Origin of the sequence: Leisingera sp. JC11 (assembly GCF_040704725.1) — a bacterium.
Classification (GTDB): Bacteria; Pseudomonadota; Alphaproteobacteria; order Rhodobacterales; family Rhodobacteraceae; genus Leisingera.
In genome coordinates this window covers 189257-212581 of record NZ_JBFCVS010000004.1, presented here as the reverse complement: position 1 = coordinate 212581, position 23325 = coordinate 189257, and the positions used below count along the sequence as shown (strand labels likewise).

The window sequence follows — 23325 nt, the reverse complement described above, 5'->3', positions numbered from 1 at the left end:
CTGGGCTTACTCTTCTTCGTAGTCCGACATCGGCGGGCAGGTGCAGACCAGGTGACGGTCGCCATAGGCGTTGTCCACCCGGTTCACCACCGGCCAGTATTTGTCGACGCCGAGGTTGCCCGGCGGGAAGCAGGCCTGCTCGCGGCTGTAGGGACGGTCCCATTCGCCGACCAGGTCGCGCACCGTGTGCGGCGCGTGCTTGAGCGGGTTGTTCTGCGCATCGATCTTGCCCTCGATGATGTCCTGAGCCTCCTGACGGATCGACAGCATGGCATCGCAGAAGCGGTCCAGCTCGTCCTTGGGCTCGGACTCGGTCGGCTCCACCATCAGCGTGCCGGCCACCGGCCAAGACATGGTCGGGGCATGGAAGCCCGAGTCGACCAGGCGCTTGGCGATGTCGTCAACGGTGACGTTGCCTTCGTCATCCAGCGGACGGGTGTCCAGGATGCATTCATGCGCCACACGGCCCGTTTCCGAGGTGTAGAGGATCTTGTAAGCCTCTTTCAGACGCGCCGCGATGTAGTTCGCGTTCAGGATCGCAACCTTGGTCGCCTGGGTCAGGCCTTCGCCGCCCATCAGCAGGCAGTAAGCCCAGCTGACCGGCAGGATCGAGGGGGAGCCGAACGGAGCCGCCGAAACCGGACCCACTGCAGTGCCGTATTCCGGGTGGCCGGGCAGGTGCTCTTCCAGGTGCGCCTTGACGCCGATCGGACCCATGCCGGGGCCGCCGCCGCCATGCGGAATGCAGAAGGTCTTGTGCAGGTTCAGGTGCGAAACGTCGCCACCGATCTTGCCCGGCTGGGCCAGGCCCACCATGGCGTTCATGTTGGCGCCGTCGATATAGACCTGGCCGCCGTGATCATGGGTGATCTGGCAGACTTCCTGCACGGTTTCCTCGAACACGCCGTGGGTCGACGGGTAGGTGATCATGCAGGCCGCGAGGTTCGCGGAATGCTCCTCGGCTTTGGCGCGGAAGTCGGCGACGTCGATGTTGCCGCTGTCGTCCGATTTCACCGGAACCACCTTGTAGCCCACCATCTGTGCCGACGCCGGGTTGGTGCCGTGCGCGGAGGTCGGGATCAGGCAGATATTGCGGTGCGCTTCGCCCCGGGCCGCGTGGTAGTTGCGGATGGTCAAGAGGCCTGCGTATTCGCCCTGCGCACCGGAGTTCGGCTGCTGGGAGATCGCGTCATAGCCGGTGATCTGGCAGAGCTTGTCGTTCAGATCGGCGATCATCTGGTGGTAGCCCTGCGCCTGGTCTTCCGGGCAGAAGGGGTGCAGGTTGCCGAATTCCGGCCAGGTGACCGGGATCATCTCGATGGTCGCGTTCAGCTTCATGGTGCAGGACCCCAGCGGGATCATTGCACGGTCCAGCGCCAGATCGCGGTCGGCCAGGCGGCGCATGTAGCGGGTGATCTCTGCCTCGGCCCGGTTCTTGTGGAAGATCGGGTGAGTCAGATACTCGCTTTCACGCAGCGCATAGTCGGGCAGGCGGTAGGCGCGGTTCTTGACGCTGTCGTCTTTCTTCTCGATGCCGAAGGCACCCCAGACCGCTTCGATGGTTTCCGGGCGGGTCTGCTCGTCCAGCGAGATGCCGATGTGGCTGTCGCCGATCTTGCGCAGGTTCACGCCGCGGGCAACCGCTGCTTCCATGACGGTTTTCTGCAGCGGACCGACCTCGACGGTGATGGTGTCGAAGAAGACTTCCGGCTGCACCTTGAAGCCGTGCTCTTCCAACCCGGCGGCCAGGCGCGAGGTCTTGCGGTGCACCGACTGGGCAATTGCCTTGATGCCGTCGGGGCCGTGGTAGACCGCGTACATCGACGCGATGACAGCCAGCAGCGCCTGTGCGGTACAGACGTTGGAGTTGGCTTTCTCGCGGCGGATGTGCTGTTCGCGGGTCTGCAGCGCCAAGCGGTAGGCCTTGTTGCCGCGGGCATCGACCGACACGCCGATGATGCGGCCGGGCATGGCGCGCTTCAGCTTGTCGGTGGTTGCCATATAGGCAGCGTGCGGGCCGCCAAATCCCATCGGAACGCCAAAGCGCTGGGTGGAGCCGATGGCGATGTCCGCGCCCATCTCGCCGGGCGACTTCAGTAGCGCCAGCGCCAGGATGTCGGCGGCCACAACGGCGATGCCCTTGTGCTCATGAATGGCTTCAATTTCCTTGGTGAAATCGCGCACATGGCCGTAGGTGCCGGGGTACTGGAAGATCGCGCCGAAGACTGCGCCCGGATCCAGATCGTCGGGATCCGCAACCACAACGTCGATACCCAGGGGCTCTGCACGGGTCTGGATTACGGCAACGGTCTGCGGGTGGCAGTTCTTGTCGACGAAGAAGGCTGCGTTGTTCGCCTTAGAGCGCGAGCCGCGGTGCGCCATTGCCATGGCTTCGGCAGCGGCGGTGGCTTCATCGAGCAGCGAAGCGTTGGCGATGTCCAGGCCGGTCAGGTCGCTGACCATGGTCTGGAAGTTCAGCAGCGCCTCAAGACGGCCCTGGGAAATTTCGGGCTGATAGGGGGTATAGGCGGTGTACCAGGCCGGGTTTTCCAGGATGTTACGCAGGATCGGCGCCGGGGTGGTGGTGCCATAGTAGCCCTGGCCGATCAGCGAGGTCAGCACCTTGTTCCTGGAGGCCACCTGCTTCATGTGGAAGAGGGCGTCACGCTCGGTCATCGCCGGGCCCCAGTCCAGCGCCTCTTTCTGGCGGATGGCGGGCGGCACGGTCGCGTCGATCAGCTCGTCCAGGGTCTTGAAGCCGATCACCTGCAGCATATCCCGCATCTCGGTCGGAGACGGGCCGATATGGCGCCGGTTGGCGAAGTCATAGGCTTCGTAATCGGTAAGTTTGAAGGCCATTACATGGGTCCTTGTCTGGGGCAATGGACCCCGCCGGGCAGTTCCGGCGGGGAAGGGGTGCTTAGCCGATCAGGGCTTTGTAGCCGTCCAGATCCATCAGATCTTCCAGCTGGGAGGCGTCGGAGATCTTGATCTTGTAGATCCAGGCGTCGCCTTCCGGGCTTTCGTTCAGGGCGCCGGGGTTGTCGGCCAGGGTTTCGTTCACCTCAACCACTTCACCGTCCAGGGGCGCGTAGATTTCGGAGGCGGCCTTCACCGACTCGATGACTCCGATCTCGCCGCCTTTTTCGAACTCTTCCCCCGCTTCACGCTGCTCGACGAAGACAACTTCGCCCAGCTGGTCGGCAGCGTGCTGGGTGATGCCCAGAGTTGCCACGTCACCTTCGACGGTGATCCATTCATGCTCTTCAGAGTAATAGGTGGCCATTTTCGACTCTCCTGATGATGTCTTAGCGTTTGTAGTTCTGAGTAACGAAGGGCAGGGCGACAATTTCAGCCGGCTGCGCCTTGCCGCGGATGATGAGGTTCACCTTGGTGCCGACGGCGCCTTGATCTGCCGCAACATAGCCCATGGCGACCGGGCCGCCGACGGTGGGGCCGAAGCTGCCCGAGGTGATGGCGCCCAGAGTATCGCCGCTTTCGCTTTGGATTTCAACGCCTTGGCGGGCGGGGGCGCGGCCTTCGGGCTTGATGCCGACCAGTTTCTTTGCGGCGCCTTCGGCCAGCTCTTTCTGGATACGGGCGGCACCGGGGAAGCCGCCTTCTTCCTTGCGGCGTTTCTGGATCGCCCAAGACAAAGATGCCTCGATCGGCGAGGTCGACTGGTCGATGTCGTTGCCATAGAGGCAGAGGCCTGCCTCCAGGCGCAGGCTGTCGCGGGCACCCAGGCCTGCGGGCTCGCAGTCGTCATGGGCCAGGAACAGCTTCGACACGCGGATCGCGTCGGTTTCCGGGATCGAGATCTCGTAGCCGTCCTCGCCGGTGTAGCCCAGGCGCGAGATGCGGCATTCGACACCGCCGATCTCGGCAATGGTGGTTTCCATGAACTTCAGCTCACGGGCGGTAGGGCACAGTTCGCCCACAACGTCCTCGGCCTTGGGGCCCTGCACGGCAACCAGCGCGCGGTCGAAGATCTCAGTAACATCGACGCCGTCCAGGTTGGCCTGCATGTGAGGGATGTCTTGATGGCGCAGGGCTGCATTCACCACCACGAAGTAGTGGTCGCCTGCATTGGAGACGATCAGGTCATCCATGATGCCGCCGGCCTCGTTGGTGAAGAAGCCGTAGCGCGCTTTACCTTCTTTCAGGGTGGCATAGGCCTGCGGGCAGAGCGCTTCCAGCTTCTCGCCCACATTGTCGCCGCGCAGGATCACCTGGCCCATGTGAGAGACGTCAAACAGTGCAGCCTTTTCACGGCACTGCTTGTGCTCGCCCATGATGCCCATGGGGTACTGGACCGGCATTTCCCAGCCGGCGAAATCGACCATCTTACCGCCTAGCTCGACGTGCAGGTCATAAAGCGGGGTGCGTTTGGGTGCGTCGGTCATCCTGTGCAGCCTTTGAATTATTATGGTTTCGGGGTGGGGGAGGGCGCGGGGTGCGCCCTCCCGGAGAGCTTATTCGGCAGCCTGGCCGGCTTCTTCAGATTTGCCGCCAGTGGCAAAGAACTCTTTCGTCACCTTGAAGACGATTGGGCTCAGCAGTGCCAGGGCGATCAGGTTCGGGATGGCCATCATAGCGTTCAGTGTGTCAGCCAGCAGCCAGATGAAGCCCAGGTCGGCGGTGGCACCGAAATAGATCGCGATGATCCACAGGATGCGGTAGGGCAGCATGACCTTCACACCGAACAGGAACTCCATGCACTTCTCGCCATAATAGGACCAACCGAGGATGGTGGTGAAGGCAAAGATCGACAGCGCAATGGCGATCAGGTAGCCGCCAAAGCCTGGCAGTGAAGTTTCGAACGCCAGCGAGGTCAGCGCCGCACCGGATTCTCCCGAGGTCCAGGCGCCGGAGGCGATGATCGCCAGGCCGGTGATCGAGCAGACGATGATTGTGTCGATGAAGGTGCCCAGCATGGCGATCAGGCCCTGGTTGACCGGGCCTTTGGTCTCAGCCGCCGCGTGCGCGATTGGCGCGGAACCCAGGCCGGCCTCGTTCGAGAACACACCGCGGGCCACACCAAAGCGGATCGCGGCCCAGACCGCCGCACCGGCAAAGCCGCCTTCGGCTGCGGAGGGGGTGAAGGCATGGGTGAACACCAGGCTGAACGCGGTGCCGATGGCGTCTGCGTTGATGACCAGGACGATCAGGCCGGCGATGATGTAGCTGACCGCCATGAACGGAACCAGCTTACCAGCCACCGCGCCAATGCGGGTGATGCCGCCCAGGATCACGGCGCCGGTCAGCACCATCAGAACAACGCCGGTGATGGAGGTGTTGAAGCCGAAGTTGGTTTCCAGGACCTGTGCTACGCCATTCGCCTGCACACCGTTGCCGATGCCAAAGGCTGCGATGGAGCCAAACACGGCAAAGGCAACGCCCAGCCAGGCCCATTTCGCGCCGAGGCCGTTCTTGATGTAATACATCGGGCCGCCGACATAGTTGCCTTCTTCGTCGCGCTCACGGTATTTTACAGCGCAGACGGCCTCGGAATACTTGGTGGCCATGCCGACCAGCGCGGTCATCCACATCCAGAACAGCGCGCCGGGGCCGCCAAGGAACACAGCGGTGGCAACACCTGCGATGTTGCCGGTGCCGATGGTGGCCGACAGCGCGGTCATCAGCGCGTTGAACGGAGTGATTTGGCCTTCGCCGGTGCCTTCACGGCCTTTGAACATCAGGCCAAAGCCCATGCCCAGTTTCCGGATCGGCATGAATTTCAGACCAACCTGAAGGAAGAAGCCGACGCCGAGAATGAGGACCAGCATCATCGGCCCCCAAACCACGCCGTTTACGGCTCCTACGATTGAATTTAACGCTTCCATGGGTCTCCTCCCGCTTGCGTTAAGGTTAAATGCCCTTTGCCAAAGCCATCTGACGGGCCTCTTTCAGGGCGGCAAAATCTTCATCCGCGTGGAACGAAGAGCGGGTCAGCGGTGTCGCTGACACATGCAAAAAGCCCTTGGAGCGCGCGATCTGTTCCAGCTGCGCAAACTCCTCCGGCGACCAGAAGCGGTCGATCGGGTGGTGTTTGGGGGTGGGCTGCAGGTACTGGCCTACGGTCAGGAAATCGACCTGGGCTGCGCGCAGGTCGTCCATCACCTGGCGCACGTCGTCCAAAGTCTCGCCCAGGCCGACCATGATGCCGGACTTGGTGAACAATTGCGGGTTGGCGCGCTTGGCGTCATCCAGCAGCCGCAGCGAGGTGTAGTAGCGCGCGCCGGGGCGCACACGCGGGTAGAGCCGCGGCACGGTTTCCAGGTTGTGGTTGAAAACGTCGGGGGCAGCCTCAAACACCGCATCAGCCGCCGCACCCTTGCCCAGGAAATCCGGAGTCAGCACCTCAATGGTGGTGCCAGGATTCTGGTGGCGGGTGGCGCGGATGGTCTGGGCAATGTGTTCCGCGCCGCCGTCCGCCAGATCATCGCGGTCTACGGAGGTGATCACAATATGGCGCAGGCCCAGCTTCTTGACCGCCGCTGCCACCCGGCCCGGCTCAAACGCATCCAGAGTGTCCGGCTTGCCGGTGGTCACGTTGCAGAAAGAGCAGCCGCGGGTGCAGATCTCGCCCATGATCATCATGGTGGCGTGGCGCTTCGACCAGCACTCGCCGATGTTGGGGCAGGCGGCCTCTTCGCAGACGGTTGCCAGATCGTGCTCCCGCATCAGCTTGCGTGTTTCGTAATACTCCGCGCTCTCGATCTTTTTCTTGCGGATCCACTTGGGTTTGCGCGGAACAGCGCTGTCGGCTTTGTGGGCCTTTTCCGGGTGGCGGGGGCGCAGCTGGATCGTCATCTGGCGGATCTCCGGATCAGGCGTGAATGGCGCGGCCAAGCGCGTCGAGGCAGGCTTCCTTGACCGCCTCGCCCATCGCTGGGTGCGCGTGGCAGGTGCGGGCCACCTCCTCAACGGTGGCGCCTTTGGTCATCGCCAGAACCAGCTCAGCGATCAGGTCGCCGCCATGCGCGCCGCAGATATGGGCGCCGAGGATCTTGCCCTCCGGCGTAGCCAGTACCTTCACCGCACCGTCGGTTTCACCGGTGGAGCGGGCACGGGAGTTTGCCATGAAGGCAAACTTGCCGGTTATGTACTCGGCGCCGGCCTCTTTCAATGCTTCCTCGGTCTGGCCAACAGACGCGACCTCCGGGTCGGTGTAAACCACGCCGGGGACGGTGTTGTAATCCACATGGCCATGCTCGCCTGCCATGATCTCGACGCAGGCAACACCGTCTTCCTCGGCTTTGTGGGCCAGCATCGGGCCAGGCACGCAGTCGCCGATTGCAAAGATACCGGGGACGGAGGTCTGGAAGGTTTCATCCACCTCGATGAAGCCGCGGGTGTTGATGGAGACGCCCAGGTCTTCCAGACCCAGGCCGCGGGTGACCGGGCGGCGCCCGATGGCGACCAGCACCTTGTCGGCCTCGATCTGCTCTTCCTTGTCCTTGCCCACGCGGTCCAGCGTCAGGGTCAGGCCGTTTTCGCCCGTTTCAATGGCCTTCAGCGCGCGGCCCAACTGGAACTTCAGCCCGCGCTTGCTCAGCGCCCGCTGGGACAGTTTGGCGATCTCGCCGTCGATGCCGGGCAGGATACGGTCGAGGTATTCCACTACCGTCACCTTGGATCCGAGGCGTGACCAAACCTGACCGAGTTCAAGCCCGATCACGCCAGCGCCGATCACCACCAGATGCTTTGGCGCGGCTTTGAGGGCCAGCGCGCCGGTGCTGCTCAGCACGTCCACCTCGTCGATCTCCACTCCTGGGAGGGTGGCGGGTTCCGATCCGGTGGCAATCAAAATGTTCTTCGCGGTGTAGCTGTCGTCACCCACCTTGACTTGGCCAGGTGCTGGAAAGCTGGCCCAACCTTCGATGTGGTCGACACCGTTTTTCTTGAACAGGAAGGCGATACCCTTGGTTAGGTCGCCAACGATCTTGTCTTTGCGCGCCATCAGCGCGCCCAGGTCCAGGCTGGCACCCTCAACAGCGATGCCATGCGCGGCCAGATGGGACAGTTCGGCATATTTGCTGGAGGAGGTCAGCAGCGCCTTGGAGGGGATGCAGCCGACGTTGAGGCAGGTGCCGCCAAGGGAGCCGCGGCCTTCGACGCAGGCCACCTTCATGCCCAGCTGCGCGGCGCGGATTGCTGCGACATAACCGCCCGGGCCAGCTCCGATCACGATCAGATCATATGCGCTCATGTGGTTTCTCCTCTGAAAAGCGGTTCAGGACCGGCACGTATTCAGTCGTATACGACGTTGCGTCTCCTATAGGAAACTTTTTCCCTATTGCAAACAAAAAGTACGGTCCTGGAAATTTTGACCCGCAGATACATCAAAGCTAAGCTGTTTGCGGATCAGGAGAATTCGCAGAAATGGAACCAATTCCCTCAGAAGAAACAGGGCTCGGCCCCGATGTGGTAGAAGCCCCGGACGGGGAAGTGCTGGGTAAAATGATTCGGGATGCCCGCAAGGAAAAGGGGCTGACGCTGGAGGAAGCGGCCAAGGCTGCGGCCATCGGCAGGTCTACTTTGTCCAAGATCGAGAACAACCAGACCCGGCCCAGTTTCGAGATCATCCGCCGCCTGATGCAGACGCTGGAACTGGAAACACCGCAGCTGTTTGTGCAGTCCAGCCAAAGCGGCGTGACCGGGCGCAGGGATTTCACCCGCACAGGGGCAGGCGAGCATAAGGAAACCTCGACCTATGATCACGAGCTGTTGTGCAGCGAACTGACCAGCAAGCGCATGGTGCCTTATATCAGCACCATCAAGGCGCGCGATGTGACCGAGTTCGACAATTGGGTGCGCCACCAAGGGGAGGAGTTCATGTTCGTGCTGAGCGGTGAACTGATCCTCTACACCGAGCACTACCGGCCGTTGCGCATGGGGGCTGGGGATTCCGTCTATTACGACAGCGGCATGGGCCATGGTTGCGTCTCCGTCAGTGCGGAAGACGCCCGTGTGCTTTGGGTCTCGTTGGAAGGGTAGCGTCTGCGCAAGGCCTGTCAGCGTGAAGGGCAGCGACGGTGGCCGCACCCATGTCGAAGTGTGCAGCCGCGCATATTCCCCAATAGCCCAGGTGCACTGGGTTCTTAGATCACTTACGTCCCGGCGGCAGATGAGGCAGGCAACACCTCCAGCGGATAGGTCGCTTCAGTGATATTCCGCAAGGCTGGAATGACGAAAGCATTCCGCCCATGACAGCACGCGCCTTCAGGCTGTCTCGCGGGCAGGCAGCGGGTCCAGGCTGATCGTGAACCGGATCGTGGTGCCGGTTTTCGTTTGCGGATCGCACCAGATCAGGCCTTTGTGGCGTTTGGCGATTTTGGCGCAGGTCGCCAAGCCCAGACCGGTGCCCGGCTGCTCGCTGCCACGCTGCAGCCGCTTGAAGGGCTCGAAGATCTTCTCCCGGTACTCCGGCGGCACTCCAATGCCATTGTCGGCAACAGAAATCATCACCCCAGACTGGGCAGGTTCGGCGGTCACAGAGATTTCTGGGATCCCGCCGCCGCTGTACTTGATGGCATTACTGATCAAATTCTGCAGCAGCTGGACGATATCGGGCGGGAAGCACAGCACACTCAGCCCGCCGGACTGCCAGTCGATCCGGGCACCGGATTCCGCCAGATCCTGCGCCAGAACCGCGCGCAAGCTGTCGAACAGGCTGTCGACAGAGACACGCTCCGCCCGGCCGTCGCTGTGCGGGTTGATATGGCTTGCCAGCCGTTCAATCAGCTCGGACGTTTTGTTCACCGACTTTTTCATCAGATCGAATTGCCGGGAAACCTCCTCCAGGTCGCCCTCCTCATATTCCTCCTGGATCTGGTCGCTCAGGAATTTGATGGCCCGCAGCGGGGCCCGGATGTCGTGGACCAGCACGTCCGAAAACAGCCGGAGCTCGTTTTGCTGCTCCTGAATCCGCCAGCGCATGTCAGCGACTTTCAGACCGTTTGCAATCATCCGCTTCAGCGCCTCCGCGCTCAGAGCCGACTTGGGGATGTAATCGCTGGCCCCAGCCAGGATGACGCTTTTGGCAATCTCCTCGTCCCCGTGGCCAGTTGTCATGAACAGCACGGCCTGCGGCCAGGCCTCCTTGAGCCGGGTGATCAGGTCGAGCCCGGTGCCATCGGGCAGCAAGTGATCCAGAAAGATGATGTCCGCAGGAGACCCGGCAAAGCCAAGCGCACTTTCACCGCTGTCGGCCTCACTGATCCTGGCGTCCGGATGGTGCTGCTTCAGCAGCCGGAGCATCAGCTTCCCGTCGCCGCCGTCATCGTCAATGAGCAGGATGTTGAGTGCTGCCATCAGTCACCTGTTTGATGTGAATTTCGGGCAGCTCGACAATGCGCCAGTAGTTGTCGAGCGTTGACATGAGGTCGGCAAACATCTCGCCTGCCTTGGATTTCAGAATGTAGCCCGCAACATTGTTGGCATAAGCTTCGGAGATGTCCCGCTCGTCGTCCGAGGTAGTCAGCACAATGAACAGTATGTTGTGCAGTACCGGATCGGCGCGGATTTCGCGCAGCAGCTCAATTCCGTTCTTGCGCGGCATATTAATGTCGCTCAGCACCACGAAATGAGGCGGAGGCACCTGGCTCATTTCGCCCCGCAGATAAGCCAGCGCCTCAACACCGTCCACAAACCGGGTGACCGGATTGGCAATTCTGGCCCGTTCAAAGGCCCGGTTCAGGGCTTTGGCGTCGCCGTCATCGTCTTCCACAAGAATGATGTTCAAGGCCGACCGGCTGGCGGTTCGGGTATTCTGCATAATCTTCAAACTCCTTTCTGCCGGCTGGTTCGGTGCTGCATGGCACGGATGCTGGTTCTGCCGTTTCCGGCGGCCATGGGCAGAACCCGGCCGGGCCGCTACTGCAGCAGGTTCGGGGAAACCCGGGCGGTCACTTCGCGGGTGTCTTCGATCACGCTATCTAGATCATCCATGAACGCCACCAGATCCTTACAGCTGCGTTCGAGCATCGTCACATCCGACAGCACGGAAGGCGATATTCCCTCATCCTGCCGTGCCTGCGATTTTACGACCCGGACACCTGCCAGTGTGCGGCTCAGCAGCAGCCGCAGGTCCGGACCGCAGCCGACGATGAAGCGCTGGAAGATCCGTTTCAGCTCCTTCTCCGACGCCCGCGCGCTGGACAGCTGGCCGTAAAGCGCCCGCCGTTCGATCGCAGAGGCAATCGACTTGATCAGCGCGTCCACGGACAGCTCTTCCTTGACGATATAGTCGGCGCAACCGCGGCGCATGGCGTTGACGGCGGTCTGATAGCTGGTGACGCTTGTCAGCATGATCGGAACCGCCTGCACCTGTTCTTCGTGGGCCATAAGCAGCTTCAGGGCATCCAGGCCGGTGTCCATGCCCAGGTTGTGGTCCAGAAACACCAGGTCGAACCGTTCCTTGTCCAGAAGCCTGCGCATTTCACCCAGATTGGCGGCCTCAAAGAACTCGGCCTCCATTCCAGCCTTGCGGCACAGCTTCTTCAGGCGCAGCCTGTCTATCTCGTCATCATCCACTGAAAGGATGTTGAGGATCACGGGCTGCAAAAAGGGCGTTGCAGCCGCTTCTGGAAAACGATTGTTACTCATCCTGTTACCCCTTTGAATTGGCACGGCTCCTGGAATGGAGGCATCCGAAGCAAGACACGCAAGGGCAGAATTATTTAGGCCGATACGCGCATTGATTTATTATCTGAGGGGATATCATTAATGAAAACTGAGTTGCGCGAAGGGGCCGGAGGATTTTGCGCTGCTGACACGCAAGCCTCTGTAATTTCCCGGAAGCTTCACGGTGCCGGCCGCCACTTGGATCGGTGTCTAAGGCGTTCCAAGTTTGCCGAAAATTAGAGGCTGATTGCAGCAATTTGGTGCCGCGCGATGCGGCTTCCATAGGGAGCGCGACCAAGGCAGCTGCCGCGGAACCGGGCAGCAAGCGGGCGGTGTGCTGCGATATTTGCGGGAGCCTGGCGCCATTCCTTTGTGGCGGCATTCCTGCCGCCGCGGGGCACGGTCTGAAGGCGCCGCCGTTTTCCGCGGCGCCTCCGGTGAGTGTTCAGAAGTCCTGCCAGAGATCGCGGGCGGCATTGCCGCTGCTGGCCGCAGGCGCCGGGCTGGCCTCGATCTCCCAGTTGCCCCCGCCATGCGCCGAGGGCGCCGGCTTGGCCGCCGGGGCGGGGGCTGCTGCCGGCGCCGGGCGGGCGGACAGGGTGCCGCCGGAGACCCGGAAATGCGCCACCAGCTCGGCCAGCTTGCCCGCGTCGGTGTTCAGCATGTGGCCCGCCGCGGTGGCTTCCTCGACCATCGCCGCGTTCTGCTGGGTCACCTGATCCAGCTGGGTGACGCCGGTGTTGATCTCGTTGAGGCCGGTGGACTGCTCCGCCGCGCCTTCGGCAATGCCGGAGACCAGCTGCGAGATATGGGTCACCTGCTCGACGATGCTCTGCAGCGCCTCGCCCGCCTTGCCGACCAGGTCGACGCCGCGCTCCACCTGTTTGGAGCTGTCGGAGATCAGCGTCTTGATCTCCATCGCCGCGTCCGAGGAGCGCTGCGCCAGCGCCCGCACCTCGCTGGCGACCACCGCAAAGCCCTTGCCGGCCTCGCCCGCCCGCGCTGCCTCGACGCCCGCATTGAGCGCCAGCAGGTTGGTCTGGAAGGCGATGTCGTCGATCACCGAAATGATCTGGCTGATGTGGTTCGAGGACTGCTCAATCTCGGTCATCGCCGAGACCGCGCTCTGCACCACTTCGCGGTTGTTTTCCGCCTCGGTGCGGGCCGCGGCCATGGTCGCCTCGACGCTGCGGGCGCCGTCGGCGGCGGATTTCACCGATGCCGTCAGCTCATCCAGCGCCGCGGCGGTCTGCTCCAGCGTCGCCGCCTGGCTTTCGGTGCGGTGCGACAGGTCGTCGGAGGCCTGGCTGATCTCGGCGGCGCCGTTGCGGATGCTGCCGGAGGCCTCGATCACCTGCTGCACGGTGCCGCTGAGGTTGCTGACGGTGCTGTTGAAGTTCTGCCGCAGCTGCTCGTATTCCTCCGGGAAGGCAGAGGTGATCGGCTGCGAGAAATCGCCGTCGGCGAGCTGCACCAGGCCGGCGCTCAGGCTTTCGACCACCTGCTGCTGCTGGCGCTGCATCTCGGCGCGCTCCTCCTCGGCGGCGCGGGCCAGCTTCAGGTCGTCCTGCATGGAGACCAGGGTCCTGCCGATCTTGCCGATTTCGTCGGTGCGGCTTGCCGCCTCCACCTCGGTATCGAGATCGCCGGAGGACACCGCCTCCATGTCGGTGCAGATCCGGTCGATCGGCCTGGTGATCGACCGCGCAAACAGCCAGCCGAAGAAAGAGACCAGCGCTGCGCAGACCAAGGAGATCAGGATCATGATCTGCCTCTGGGACGTGGCCGGAGCCAGAACCTCTGTCCGGTCAAGCTCTGCGACCAATGCCCACTGCACATTGCGGAAACTGACAGGCGCAGAAACTGCTGTGACTTCGCGCCCGTTGTCCTTGATGACGGATGGGTAGAAGGTGGCATCAGTGTTCGCCGGCGCCTCACTTGACGAGACCGAAAGGGAAGCAAAGGCACGTTGGATATGAGGCAGCGCCGGCAAGTCGTCCAGCAGCCCATGGCCACCTTCGAGACGCGAGGGAGTGCGGGCCTTGAGGTCCTGCCCGGCAAGGTACACGTCAAGCGTCTTCAGATCGCCTTCGAAACTGGAGGTGATCGCAGCGATTTCGTCGATTGCAACCTGCAGTGCAAAGACGCCGATGTAGCGTCCGCCGCTGTCCAGGATACGGGTTGCCGCAAAGGCTGCGGGAGCGTCCGCACTGGGTGCATAGGGTGCTATGTCGGAGAAATAGACGTGTTCCTTCTCTCCCTCCGCGGCCAGGCGGAAAGCTTGCGCCAGACCAGACTCCTTATAAGGCCCGGCTGTGAGGCTGGAGGCGTAGTCTGCTTCCTTGGCGACGGAGAAGATCACGTCGCCCTCAGGGGAGATCAGGAAAATATCGTAAAAGCCCAGCCGCTCCATCATCTTTTCGAAGGCCGGGTGGTTGCGTTCGAAGTGGATGTCATAAGGAGAGGCTGCTGAGGCAAACATCGACAGATTGCTGACCTCTTTCTGCCCGCTGCCGCCGCGGCTGTCCCAGGTTACACCCATATCTTTCATCGCCTTGGCGGTAGAAGGAACAGAAGAAACCGTCAGGACTGCGGCTTCGATTGACTTCAAATAGGCTTCCAGCGCCGCTTCGCGGTCGCCGATCAGGGACTGCAGGACAACCCCGGCATCATGAACAACGCTGCGGCGGAAATAGCTGCTGCTGAAGGAAATCAGGACGATGGTTACCGTCAGAGCAGTGCCGACGACCAGCAGGGGCAGTTTGTGTGCCAATTTCAGGTTGCGGAACATTTTCACCTTAATACCTCCGGCAGGCATCCGCCGCTCAGGTGCTGCGGACGGAAAAATGAGATTCTGCCTGATACAACGTCAGATTGATTTGCGATCCGTTAATGATGGGCCGGTGCCCGAAAAAAATCTCATATTGATTGTAATCTTCCGGCGGCGGTGTCCTGTCTGGGCGGCCGTTGGCTAAACCCGCGTTAAGGAATTGGCCTGATCAGGAGTGCAGGGCTGGTTAACAGCTGCAGGCAAGCGCTCCGGCAGGACGGGTTGGATTCGTTAACCTTTTGCGGCCTGGATGGCTTCGAATCGCGACAGACCGGAGCCTCCAAATCGGGATTCTGCCTGAAATTGAAACCAAAGTTCTCTTTTGTTGTTCGCGGGTTGGAAAAATATTTACGGTTTGTTTACTTTTCCTGGCCAAGCGGCAGGCTTTTTTGCCATGGTTAAGCATCAATAACCGGGGGGTTAGAGAATTGTTAACACTGCCGTATTCTGTCCACCTTTTGGTCTCAGCCCGGCAACTTTGGGTCTCATTCCAGCCGCACGCCTGAATGACGATGCCCATGTGGGAAGCTGGAGTGGGTTATGAGACTGACTATTGCTGCAATTGCGGCATGCCTGTCCCTGGGCATGCCTATAGGCGCGGCTGCGGATGAGCCGCAGGCACGCGCCGAAACGATACAGGGGCTGGAAGCCGTCGGACGGCTGAACATTGCCAACAAAAACATGTGCACCGGAGCGCTGGTTGCACCCAATCTGGTGCTGACTGCCGCGCATTGTCTGTTCGATCCCAGGACAGGCGCCAGGGTTGATCCGCAGAGCATCTGGTTTGAGGCCGGACTGTCCGGGCGCCGGGCTGTTGCGCTGCGGCAAGTGGCGAAAGCTGTTTTGCATCCGCAATATCAATACCGCCCGTCCGGCGCCCATCAGGTCGGCAGCGATCTGGCGGTTCTGCGCTTGGACCGGCCGATCAGCAGCCGCCAGATAGCGCCGCTGGCGATGGATTGGGGGGCCGAGAGGGGCGATACCCTGGATGTGCTGTCTTATACGCAGCATCACGCGACACGGCCCAGGCTGAAACGCTCTTGCAGCGTTCTCGCCCGCAAAAGCCGCACCCTGGTGATGTCCTGCCTGGTGGACTTCGGGGCCTCGGGATCGCCGGTGCTGGAACTGCGCCCAGGCCAGGCGCCGCGGCTTGTTTCGGTGATTTCAGCCAAGGCTGCCATGGGCAGCCGCCGGGTGTCGATCGGCACCGCTCTGGATGCGACGCTCAGCGATCTGATCCGCCGGGCCGGCTGATCCGCCGTTTTCCGCATGTCAAAGCCGAGGGGCCGTTCCGGACTGGAGCGGCCTCTTGCTTCTTTAGGGCTCGCGCAGCGCCTCGCGGGATTTGTAGAGCGGTTTCAGCAGATATTGCAGCACAGTCTTGGAACCGGTCTGAAGTTCAGCCGTGGCCCGCATGCCGGGGCGGATCTCGATCGACTGCTGGCGTTCGGTGAAACCGGATTTGTCTACCCGCACCGTTACCCGGTAGTAGGGCTCGGCGCGCGGGTTGCGCTCATCCTCGAAGGTATCGGCCGAGACGAAATCCACCTTGCCGCGCAGCGAGCCGTAGATGGTATAGTCATAGGCCGAGAGCTTAATGGTGGCGTCCTGGCCAGGCTGCACACTGGCGATGTCTTCCGGCTTCACCCGCGCCTCGACAAACAACTCTTCACCCAGCGGGATAATCTCCAGGATCTCCTCGCCGGGGCGGATCACGCCACCGATGGTGGTCACGGCCAGGCTGTTCACGATCCCCGCCATGGGGGAGGTGATGATGGTACGGTTCAGCTGGTCCACCGCCAGCCGCTGCTCCTGCCGCAGGGTGGTGATCTCCCGCAGGGTCTGGGCGTATTCTTCGGCCTGCTCCAGTTCCGCCTGGGTTCCGATTTCGTTATATTTCGCGCGGGCGTCGGTGGCCGCCTTGCGGACCTTGTTCACTTCAATCAGCGCCACGATCTTCTGCTTGAAGAGCTTCTCCATATTGGCGAGCTCCGCATTCAGCTGATCCATGACTTGCCGGGCGCTGTCGCGGCGGCTTGCAAAGTCCGTTTGCCGCGCGGTAAGCAAGCCGCGCTCGGAAGCCAGGATGCCGGGGGAGCGCTGTGCCAGCATGTCCGGCACGGCGAATTCAAAGGCGCCCTTCATTTGCGCTTCCAGCCGGTGGCGCCGGATCTCCAGCGCATCGATCTGGTTTTGCAGCTCATCCGCAGCAGTGCGGAACTTGGTGTCCTGCAGCTTGGCGAGCACCTGCCCTGCGGTGACAATATCGCCCTGACGCACATGCAGTTCCGCCAGGATGCCGCCCTCAAGGTTTTGAACGATCTGCGCACGCGAGGAGGAGACCACCTGGCCCTCGCCGCGCACGATCTCGTCGATGGAGGCAAAGGCGGCCCAGATCAGGAAGGTGAGCACGGCGGCCAGCGCCAGATAGATGATACGGCTGGCGCTGCGCGGCGTCTGCGCATCGCCGTAGGGATCTTGAAGCGCCATGGTCATTTGCCCTCTCCTGCGGCCAGATGCGCCAGAACCTGGTCGCGCGGGCCATCCACGACCATCCGGCCCGACTGCAGGATCAGGGTGCGGTTGGTTAGCGACAGGATCGGCATCCGGTGGGTGGCGATCACCGCGGTGCGTCCCTCCAGCCAGCTTTCCAGGCGGCTGACCAGAGTGCGTTCCAGCGTCTGGTCCAGCGCCGCGGTGGGTTCATCCAGCAGCACGACAGAGGGATTTTGCAGCCACAGCCGCGCCCAGCCGATCGACTGGCGCTGCCCGATCGATAGGCCATGGCCGCCGTCGCTGATCTCCAGGTCCAGACCCTTGTGGTGGTTGCGGACATGGGCGCCGAGGCCGGCAAACTCCAGCGCCTCCATCAGCCGGTCGTCGTCACGCTCCAGTTGGTTGAGGTTCAGGTTGTCGCGCAAGGAGCCGGCAAACAGCCGCACGTCCTGGCTGAGGTAGCCGATATTCGCGCGCAGGTCGCGCGGGTCGATCTGCGCCATGTCGGTTCCGTCCAGCAGGATGCGGCCCCGGTCGGGGGCATAGAGGCCGGACAGCAGCTTAAGCAGGGTGGATTTACCAGAGCCGTTGACGCCCAGCACGGCAACCCGCTGGCCCGGAGTTACCGCCACCGCCTGCACATCCAGCGTCGGTGCCGCGTCATCCTCATAGCGGAATAGGATCTCGCGCAGCTCAAACCGGCCTTCGATCTTCTGGCGGCGCAGGTAGGTGCGTTCTTTCTCTTTCTCCTGCGGCGCCTGGGCAATGGCATCCAGCCCTTCCAGCGCCGCCTTTACGTTGCTCCAGCGTGCCAGCGTGGCGGCAAACTGCGTTAGCGGCGCCAGTGTCCGGCTGGTCAGGATGCCGGTTGCGATGATGGTGCCGACGGTGAATTCACCGGCGAATACCAGGAGCGTGCCCAGCACCACTGCGGTGATATAGGTCGCCTGCTGCACCCCCTGCGACCAGTAGGTAAGGGCGCTGGAAAGCTTGCGCTGTTCGGTCGCGGAGTGCGACGACAGCGTGTTCAGCTCATCCCACAACCGCAGCACGCGCTCCTCGCCGCGCTGGGTCTTTACTGTGTCGAGCTCGGTCACAACCTCATGCAGCAGCCGCCCGGCCTTGGCGTTCGCTCCTTGCGTCTGGCGGGTATAGGCGATCATCTTCTTCTGCATGAAATAGGCAGGCAGAAGCATCAGGATGCCGCCTGCGATGATCACCCAGACAACCGGCCCGGCAATCGAAGCCACCAGCAGCAGGAACACCGCGATAAAGGGGATGTCCGCCAGCGTCGAGATGGTGGAGGAAGTGAAAAACTCCCGCACCGAGCCGAAATCTCGCATCGCTGCAAACAGGCCGGAGGGCGGCAGCGGTTTCTTGTCGGAGCGCATACCGATCAGGCGGCGCATCAGGTTGTGCTGCACTGACAGCTCAATCTGGCGGCCGGCCGCATCGGTCAGCCGGGCACGGGCCAGTTTCAGCATCGCCTCCAGCGCAATCGCCAGAAAGGCCCCCACCGCCAGCACCCACAGGGTGGCGTGCGACTGATGCGGCACCACCCGGTCATAGACCTGCAAGGAGAACAGCGCGACGGAGACGGCCAGAATATTGGCCACCAGCGAGCCCAGCATGATCTCGCCCACCTGGCGGCGGTACTTCGGGAACTCGCTCCAGAACCAGTGCCCGGGGTCGATCTGCGGTGTGTGCTTGGCCGCCATTTGGCTGAGCGAGGGGCGGGCCGACAGCACGGTGCCGGTGAAGTAAGGGCTGAATTCCGTCAGCGGCACCTCGGTGCGGTTATCCGGGCAGGAAGTGTCATAGATGGTCAGCACATCGTCGGCCTGGCCCAGCACCAGCACGCACTGGCCGCCGGACATGATCGCTAGCGCGGGCCACAAAGCTGGGGCAAGGTTTTGTTTTTCCAGCACCTTGGGCTGCAACCCGGTAGATTGCAGCGCCTTGGTCAGCGTGTGGAGAGACAGGTCCCCCGGCGTTTCCTTCCACAGGAAGGCTGCGACGTCGCTGACCGCCACCTCGCTGCCCTTCAGCGCAGCAAGGGTCGCAATCAGGCTGGCCCGGTGCTGGATGCGGGCTGCCGCCCCTTCCAGCAGCGAGCCGACTTCGGGCTGGGGATCCTGGGGCTTGGGCCGGTTGCTTGTCTTTGGCTTCAGCTTGGCACTAGGGCTGGGTGCCGGGGCAGGGGTGTTGGCTGGCTGCATCCTGCCTTGCGGTGCGGCCTGCGGGCCGGAAACAGGCACGGCCCGCAGCACCGGCTTCTTGCCGGCGGCGGGCATCGGGCTGGGCGGCTTTTGCGTGGTGTCGGTCAAATCTTGTCCCCATCAGCCAGAAGCCCAAGGTCGCGTGCCAGTGCCAGCTGGATCAGCACCACCTCGTATTTCGCGTCGATATGGGCCTGCTCGCGGCGCACCAGTTCCTCATAGACCTGGATAACCTCCATCACCGGACGCTGGCCCGCCTCGAACTGCTTCAGGAACAGCTCGTAGGTCTCGCGGCTGCGGCGCACCAGCACGGCGGTCTCGCCCTCCTGCCGCTGGTACGACGCAATCTGCTGCACCTGGCGGCTGTAGGCGCGGCGGGCGGCCTCTTCTGCTTCGCCGACTTGGCGCGTCGCGGCCTCTTTGGAGGCCTCAAGCGCCTGGATGGCGGCTGGCGTGCCCAGCCCCAGCGGCTGGCCAACCCCCAGGGTGATCCCGGCGCCAGAGCCGTCAGTGGTCACATTGCCTGCGGCGGAGATTTGCGGCAGCAGCCCGGCGCGGCCGGACTTGGCCTGGGCAATGGTGCGCTCCGCTTCGGCTTCAGCCTTGAGCACGGACAGGAATTGCCCCTGTTCGGGCGGTGTGCTGATAGACAGATGCGAAGGCTTCTGGCCGAAAGCCTGCCCTGTCATCGCCTGCAACTCAGCGCGTGCGGTGGCAGCGGCGTCCCGGGCAGTGGCGGTAGCGGTGCGGATGCCGCTGATCTTGCTGTCCACCACATTGAGGTCGGCGCGGTCGGAGACGCCGCCATCGACCCGGCCCTGCACGATGCGGCGGAACTCTTGCATCCGGCGCAGTGCGCGGTCGCCATAGGCAGCCTTCTCATCGCCGCGCAGGGCAGCGGCATAAAGCCCGACGGCGATTTCCACCCGGCTGTTCATGTCCTGCGACAGGCTTACGGCGGCGACCTCCACATCGGCGGCGGCAAACTCGCGCTCTGCCTTGCGGCGGCCGTTGTCGAACAGCACCTGCTCGATCAGCAGCCCGGCCACCAGATCGCCCAGGTCAGTCAGGCTGACAGAAGGACCCAGCGTCGGAAACCAATTCTTGGACGCAGCCTCCGCCCGCAGCTTGGCGCTGATCAGTTCTGCCTCGGCTGCGCGGGAGGAGGCGGCAATGGCGGCTGCGGCCACCTGCCCGTAGGCGCTGTCCTCCGCTAGCAGCGAGCGGCGCTCCATCAGGGCGCTGATCACTTCGGAGGTGGTCTCGCCCGTTTGTGTGAAATTGCCGTGCGGGCCGCTGGCTTCCGCATCGCCAAAGGGTTCCGGTGCGCAGGCCGAAAGGCTGCACATCGTTGCGATGGCGCAAAGAAAGCGTCCCGGTTGCATCCTGCCCTTTGCCCTTTGCCCTTTGCCCTTTTGTTCCAGGCTTTTGATATTTTGGGCCCGGCAGCAGAAGCCACCGGGCCGGTAGATCAGATCACGGTGTTGACGTCTTCATCGACCAGGATCGTGGTGCCGTCGTCGCCCAGGGTGTAAACGTCGTAGGTCTCGCCGTCGACCGTCTGGGTGCCGCTGGCCGTTGCGCCGGTGATGGTCAGCGTGTCGTCCGAGCCGCCATGCACCGTCAGTGTGTCAGCGTTGCCGGACAGCGCGTTGATATCGGCTTCGGTCAGAGTCAGATCGACATTGTCCGCGTGTACCAGGTTCAGCTCGTCGATGTTGAACTGCGACAGGCCTGCGTGATCCAGCACCGTGGCATCGGCGCCATCTTCGAACACAATCATGGTGCCAGAGCTGTTGCCTGCATCATCAACGCGGTTGACCACCAGATGCGATCCGTCCGGCACCGTTTCGTCGAAACTGAAGAAAGTGCTGCCGCCGCCGAGGTCTGTTTCAGTGCCGGTGACATCCTCCACCGCGCCGCCGCTGGTCAGCTCATGGGTGGTGTCGCTGTCCTCGTAGTTGTCGCTGAAGAAACCTGTGACGCCGGAACCGGTGCTGATGACGCTGCCAACATTCGGCGCATCGTATTCGGTATCGACCTCAAAGGTCTCAGTCAGGGTCGCGGTATTGCCAGCCGGGTCGGTCGCGGTGATCTCTGCCTGGCTGCTGTAGGTGCCCTCCGGCAGGTCGTCCGCGTCGAACTCCACGCTCCAGTTGCCGTCGGCATCGACGGTTGCGGCCCGGGTCACGCCTTCGATGGTGATGTCGACCGTTGAGCCGGCCTCCACTGTGCCGGTCAGGGTCAGCCCAGCTGCGCGCTCGGCGATGTTGACGATGTCATCATCGGCAATGCTGTCCGCTTCGAACGGCACAACTTCAGTGTCGATAGTCAATGTGTCGGTGATTTCCGAGGTGTTGCCGACAGCGTCGGTGGCGGTGACGGTGATGTCCGCCTCATAGCTGCCCTCGGCAATGCCAGAGGCGGCAAAGTCCACGCTCCAGTTGCCGTCAGCGTCCACGGCCGCAGTTTCGGTGGCATCGCCCAGCTGCACCACCACGGTTGAGCCCGGCTCCACGGTGCCGGTCAGGGTGACCCCGTCGCTGCGCTCGCTTGCGTTGACGATGCCATCGCCCTCGACGCTTGCGGTTTCCACGGTGAGCGGATCGACCAGCGTGTCCACATGCAGATCCGCCGTGGCGGTTGCGGTATTGCCCGCTTCGTCAGTCGAGGTGACGCTGATCGTTGTGTCATATTCACCGGCGGGCAGGGAGCCCGCTTCGAACTCTGCCGCCCAATTGCCATCGGAATCCACCGTGGCAGTCCGGGTGACGCCTTCAACTGTGACGCTGACTGTCGCGCCGGCCTCTCCGGTGCCGGTGAGTGTCAGGCCTGCTGCGGCTTCGGCGTTGTTGACGATGTCGTCGCCGCCCGACTGGCCGGAATCGATGTCTACGGTGGTGGTGGTGTCCACCCGGATCGTGCCGGTGGCCGTTTCGGTGTTGCCAAAGGCGTCGGTTGCCGTGGCCGTCACTTCTGCATCGTATTCGCCAGACAGGATTTCCGAGGCGGCAAAATCGGCGCTCCAGGTGCCGCCGTCGGTGGCGGTCACCGTGCGGGTCACCCCCTGGAAAGTCACTTCCACGGTTGCCCCGGCTTCGGCGGTGCCGGTCAGGGTCACCCCGCCCGCGGCCTCTGCGCCATTGATCATGTCATCGCCGCCGGCCTGGCCATCATCAATCGCAACCGCGGTTTCGGTGTCGATGCGGATGGTGGAGGCGGCTGTTGCCGTGTCGCCAGAAGCGTTCGTCGATGTGACGCTGATCGGCGCGTCGTACTCGCCGCCGGTTACTTCCGAAGAGGCGAAGTCCGCGCTCCAGGTTCCTTCATCGGTGGCTGTCACGGTGCGGGTCACACCCTGAAAAGTGACTTCCACTGTGGAACCCGCCTCAGCGGTGCCGGTCAGGGTCACTCCGGCCGCTGCTTCGGCTGCACTGATCGTATCGTCTCCGCCTGCCAGCCCGCTGTCGATGGTCACAAAGGTATTGCCATTGTTGCCGCTGCTACCGCCGCCACCGCCGCCGTCGCCATCCCCGCTGCCGCCGGTGGCAATCGCCGCGGCACCGACGACGCCCGCTGCGGCTCCAGCCGCGCCCAGGCCGCCGAACAGGGGCGCAGCCAGCGGTGCCACAACCGGTTCGATCCGGTCGACGTCGAGAAACACCATCTCGTCATAGGCGCTCCACTTGCCGGCCAGGTCGAGCGGCTCGTAAGTGGCAAACAGCATACCGCCGGACTTGTCCTCCAGCACCACTTCGATGAACTGGCCTTCCTGGCTCAGGAACAGGTTCTTGCCGCCTGTTGCGCCAAAGGAATAGTAATTTTCCAGCACCAGCTCCTGGCCGTTTGCCAGGGTGATGTGCAGGTTGCTGCCTTGCCGGGAATAGCTCTCGACGTCAGCTGGGCTGAGATTGAGTGAAATGTCCTTGGAGTGGCTTGCATCAATACGCGCCGGGGTGCCTTCGGAAAAATTTCCATGCTGCGTAGTGCCCGCCATATCGCGGGTGATATATGCGACCGTGCTCATAAATTTACCGCCCATCTATAATGTGCCGCGGCCCGGAATTCGGCCATCGGCGTATGGTTTCGTTGCCTGTATTTTGCCCAGCGGCCGTCTTTTGCGGCCATTTTGAGGCCACAATGTGACAA

The 23325-nt window shown here is 62.7% G+C and carries 16 protein-coding genes; 2 read left to right on the top strand and 14 right to left on the bottom strand.

From position 1 onward, the window contains the following. Positions 1 to 6: 6 nt before the first annotated feature. The 6 genes from gcvP to lpdA form a co-directional block, all read right to left on the bottom strand. Complete coding sequence (gcvP, locus tag AB1A62_RS06555; protein ID WP_366660722.1) at positions 7 to 2859, bottom strand: aminomethyl-transferring glycine dehydrogenase; 2853 nt, start codon at positions 2857 to 2859, stop codon at positions 7 to 9. A gap of 61 nt (positions 2860 to 2920) precedes the next feature. Next, a complete protein-coding gene (gene gcvH, locus AB1A62_RS06550) occupies positions 2921 to 3286 on the bottom strand; it encodes a glycine cleavage system protein GcvH (protein ID WP_366660721.1) in 366 nt (121 codons plus the stop codon). Between the two features lie 22 nt (positions 3287 to 3308). Then, complete coding sequence (gene gcvT / locus AB1A62_RS06545) at positions 3309 to 4406, bottom strand: glycine cleavage system aminomethyltransferase GcvT (protein WP_366660720.1); 1098 nt, start codon at positions 4404 to 4406, stop codon at positions 3309 to 3311. Positions 4407 to 4475: 69 nt separating this feature from the next. Further along, positions 4476 to 5846 carry a sodium:alanine symporter family protein gene (locus AB1A62_RS06540; protein ID WP_366660719.1) on the bottom strand — a complete coding sequence of 457 codons (1371 nt, stop codon included), beginning with the start codon at positions 5844 to 5846 and terminating at the stop codon, positions 4476 to 4478. 25 nt (positions 5847 to 5871) lie between these two features. Beyond that, positions 5872 to 6816 (bottom strand): lipoyl synthase, encoded by a 945-nt coding sequence (gene lipA / locus AB1A62_RS06535; RefSeq protein ID WP_366660718.1) that lies wholly within the window; start codon positions 6814 to 6816, stop codon positions 5872 to 5874. A gap of 16 nt (positions 6817 to 6832) precedes the next feature. Beyond that, entirely contained in the window at positions 6833 to 8215 is a 1383-nt protein-coding gene (gene lpdA / locus AB1A62_RS06530; RefSeq protein WP_366660717.1) for a dihydrolipoyl dehydrogenase, read from the bottom strand. Positions 8216 to 8388: 173 nt separating this feature from the next. Between lpdA and AB1A62_RS06525 the strand changes: the two genes are divergently transcribed. Then, positions 8389 to 9003: an XRE family transcriptional regulator gene (locus AB1A62_RS06525; protein WP_366660716.1), complete on the top strand. Its 615-nt coding sequence runs from the start codon at positions 8389 to 8391 to the stop codon at positions 9001 to 9003. A 225-nt stretch (positions 9004 to 9228) separates the two neighbouring features. Here the strand turns inward: AB1A62_RS06525 and AB1A62_RS06520 are convergent, their stop codons facing one another. The 4 genes from AB1A62_RS06520 to AB1A62_RS06505 form a co-directional block, all read right to left on the bottom strand. Next, positions 9229 to 10320 carry a HAMP domain-containing sensor histidine kinase gene (locus tag AB1A62_RS06520; RefSeq protein ID WP_366660715.1) on the bottom strand — a complete coding sequence of 364 codons (1092 nt, stop codon included), beginning with the start codon at positions 10318 to 10320 and terminating at the stop codon, positions 9229 to 9231. Further along, on the bottom strand, positions 10292 to 10783 hold the full coding sequence (locus AB1A62_RS06515) for a response regulator (protein ID WP_366660714.1): 492 nt from the start codon (positions 10781 to 10783) through the stop codon (positions 10292 to 10294). The genes AB1A62_RS06520 and AB1A62_RS06515 overlap by 29 nt, the downstream gene beginning before the upstream one ends. 98 nt (positions 10784 to 10881) lie before the next feature. Continuing rightward, entirely contained in the window at positions 10882 to 11562 is a 681-nt protein-coding gene (locus tag AB1A62_RS06510; protein WP_366660712.1) for a response regulator, read from the bottom strand. A 514-nt stretch (positions 11563 to 12076) separates the two neighbouring features. Then, a complete protein-coding gene (locus AB1A62_RS06505) occupies positions 12077 to 14422 on the bottom strand; it encodes a methyl-accepting chemotaxis protein (RefSeq protein WP_366660780.1) in 2346 nt (781 codons plus the stop codon). A gap of 579 nt (positions 14423 to 15001) precedes the next feature. Here AB1A62_RS06505 and AB1A62_RS06500 point away from each other — a divergent pair. Beyond that, positions 15002 to 15715, top strand: coding sequence for a trypsin-like serine protease (locus AB1A62_RS06500; RefSeq protein ID WP_366660711.1), 714 nt, complete (start codon positions 15002 to 15004; stop codon positions 15713 to 15715). Between the two features lie 63 nt (positions 15716 to 15778). Here the strand turns inward: AB1A62_RS06500 and AB1A62_RS06495 are convergent, their stop codons facing one another. The 4 genes from AB1A62_RS06495 to AB1A62_RS06480 all read right to left on the bottom strand — a co-directional run bounded on the left by AB1A62_RS06495 (position 15779) and on the right by AB1A62_RS06480 (position 23203). Then, entirely contained in the window at positions 15779 to 16957 is a 1179-nt protein-coding gene (locus AB1A62_RS06495) for an HlyD family type I secretion periplasmic adaptor subunit (RefSeq protein WP_366660709.1), read from the bottom strand. Continuing rightward, positions 16954 to 19251, bottom strand: coding sequence for a type I secretion system permease/ATPase (locus AB1A62_RS06490; protein WP_366660779.1), 2298 nt, complete (start codon positions 19249 to 19251; stop codon positions 16954 to 16956). The genes AB1A62_RS06495 and AB1A62_RS06490 overlap by 4 nt, the downstream gene beginning before the upstream one ends. A gap of 29 nt (positions 19252 to 19280) precedes the next feature. After that, positions 19281 to 20561 (bottom strand): TolC family protein, encoded by a 1281-nt coding sequence (locus tag AB1A62_RS06485; protein WP_366660708.1) that lies wholly within the window; start codon positions 20559 to 20561, stop codon positions 19281 to 19283. 86 nt (positions 20562 to 20647) lie between these two features. Next, entirely contained in the window at positions 20648 to 23203 is a 2556-nt protein-coding gene (locus tag AB1A62_RS06480) for an Ig-like domain-containing protein (RefSeq protein ID WP_366660707.1), read from the bottom strand. Between the last annotated feature and the right edge of the window lie 122 nt (positions 23204 to 23325).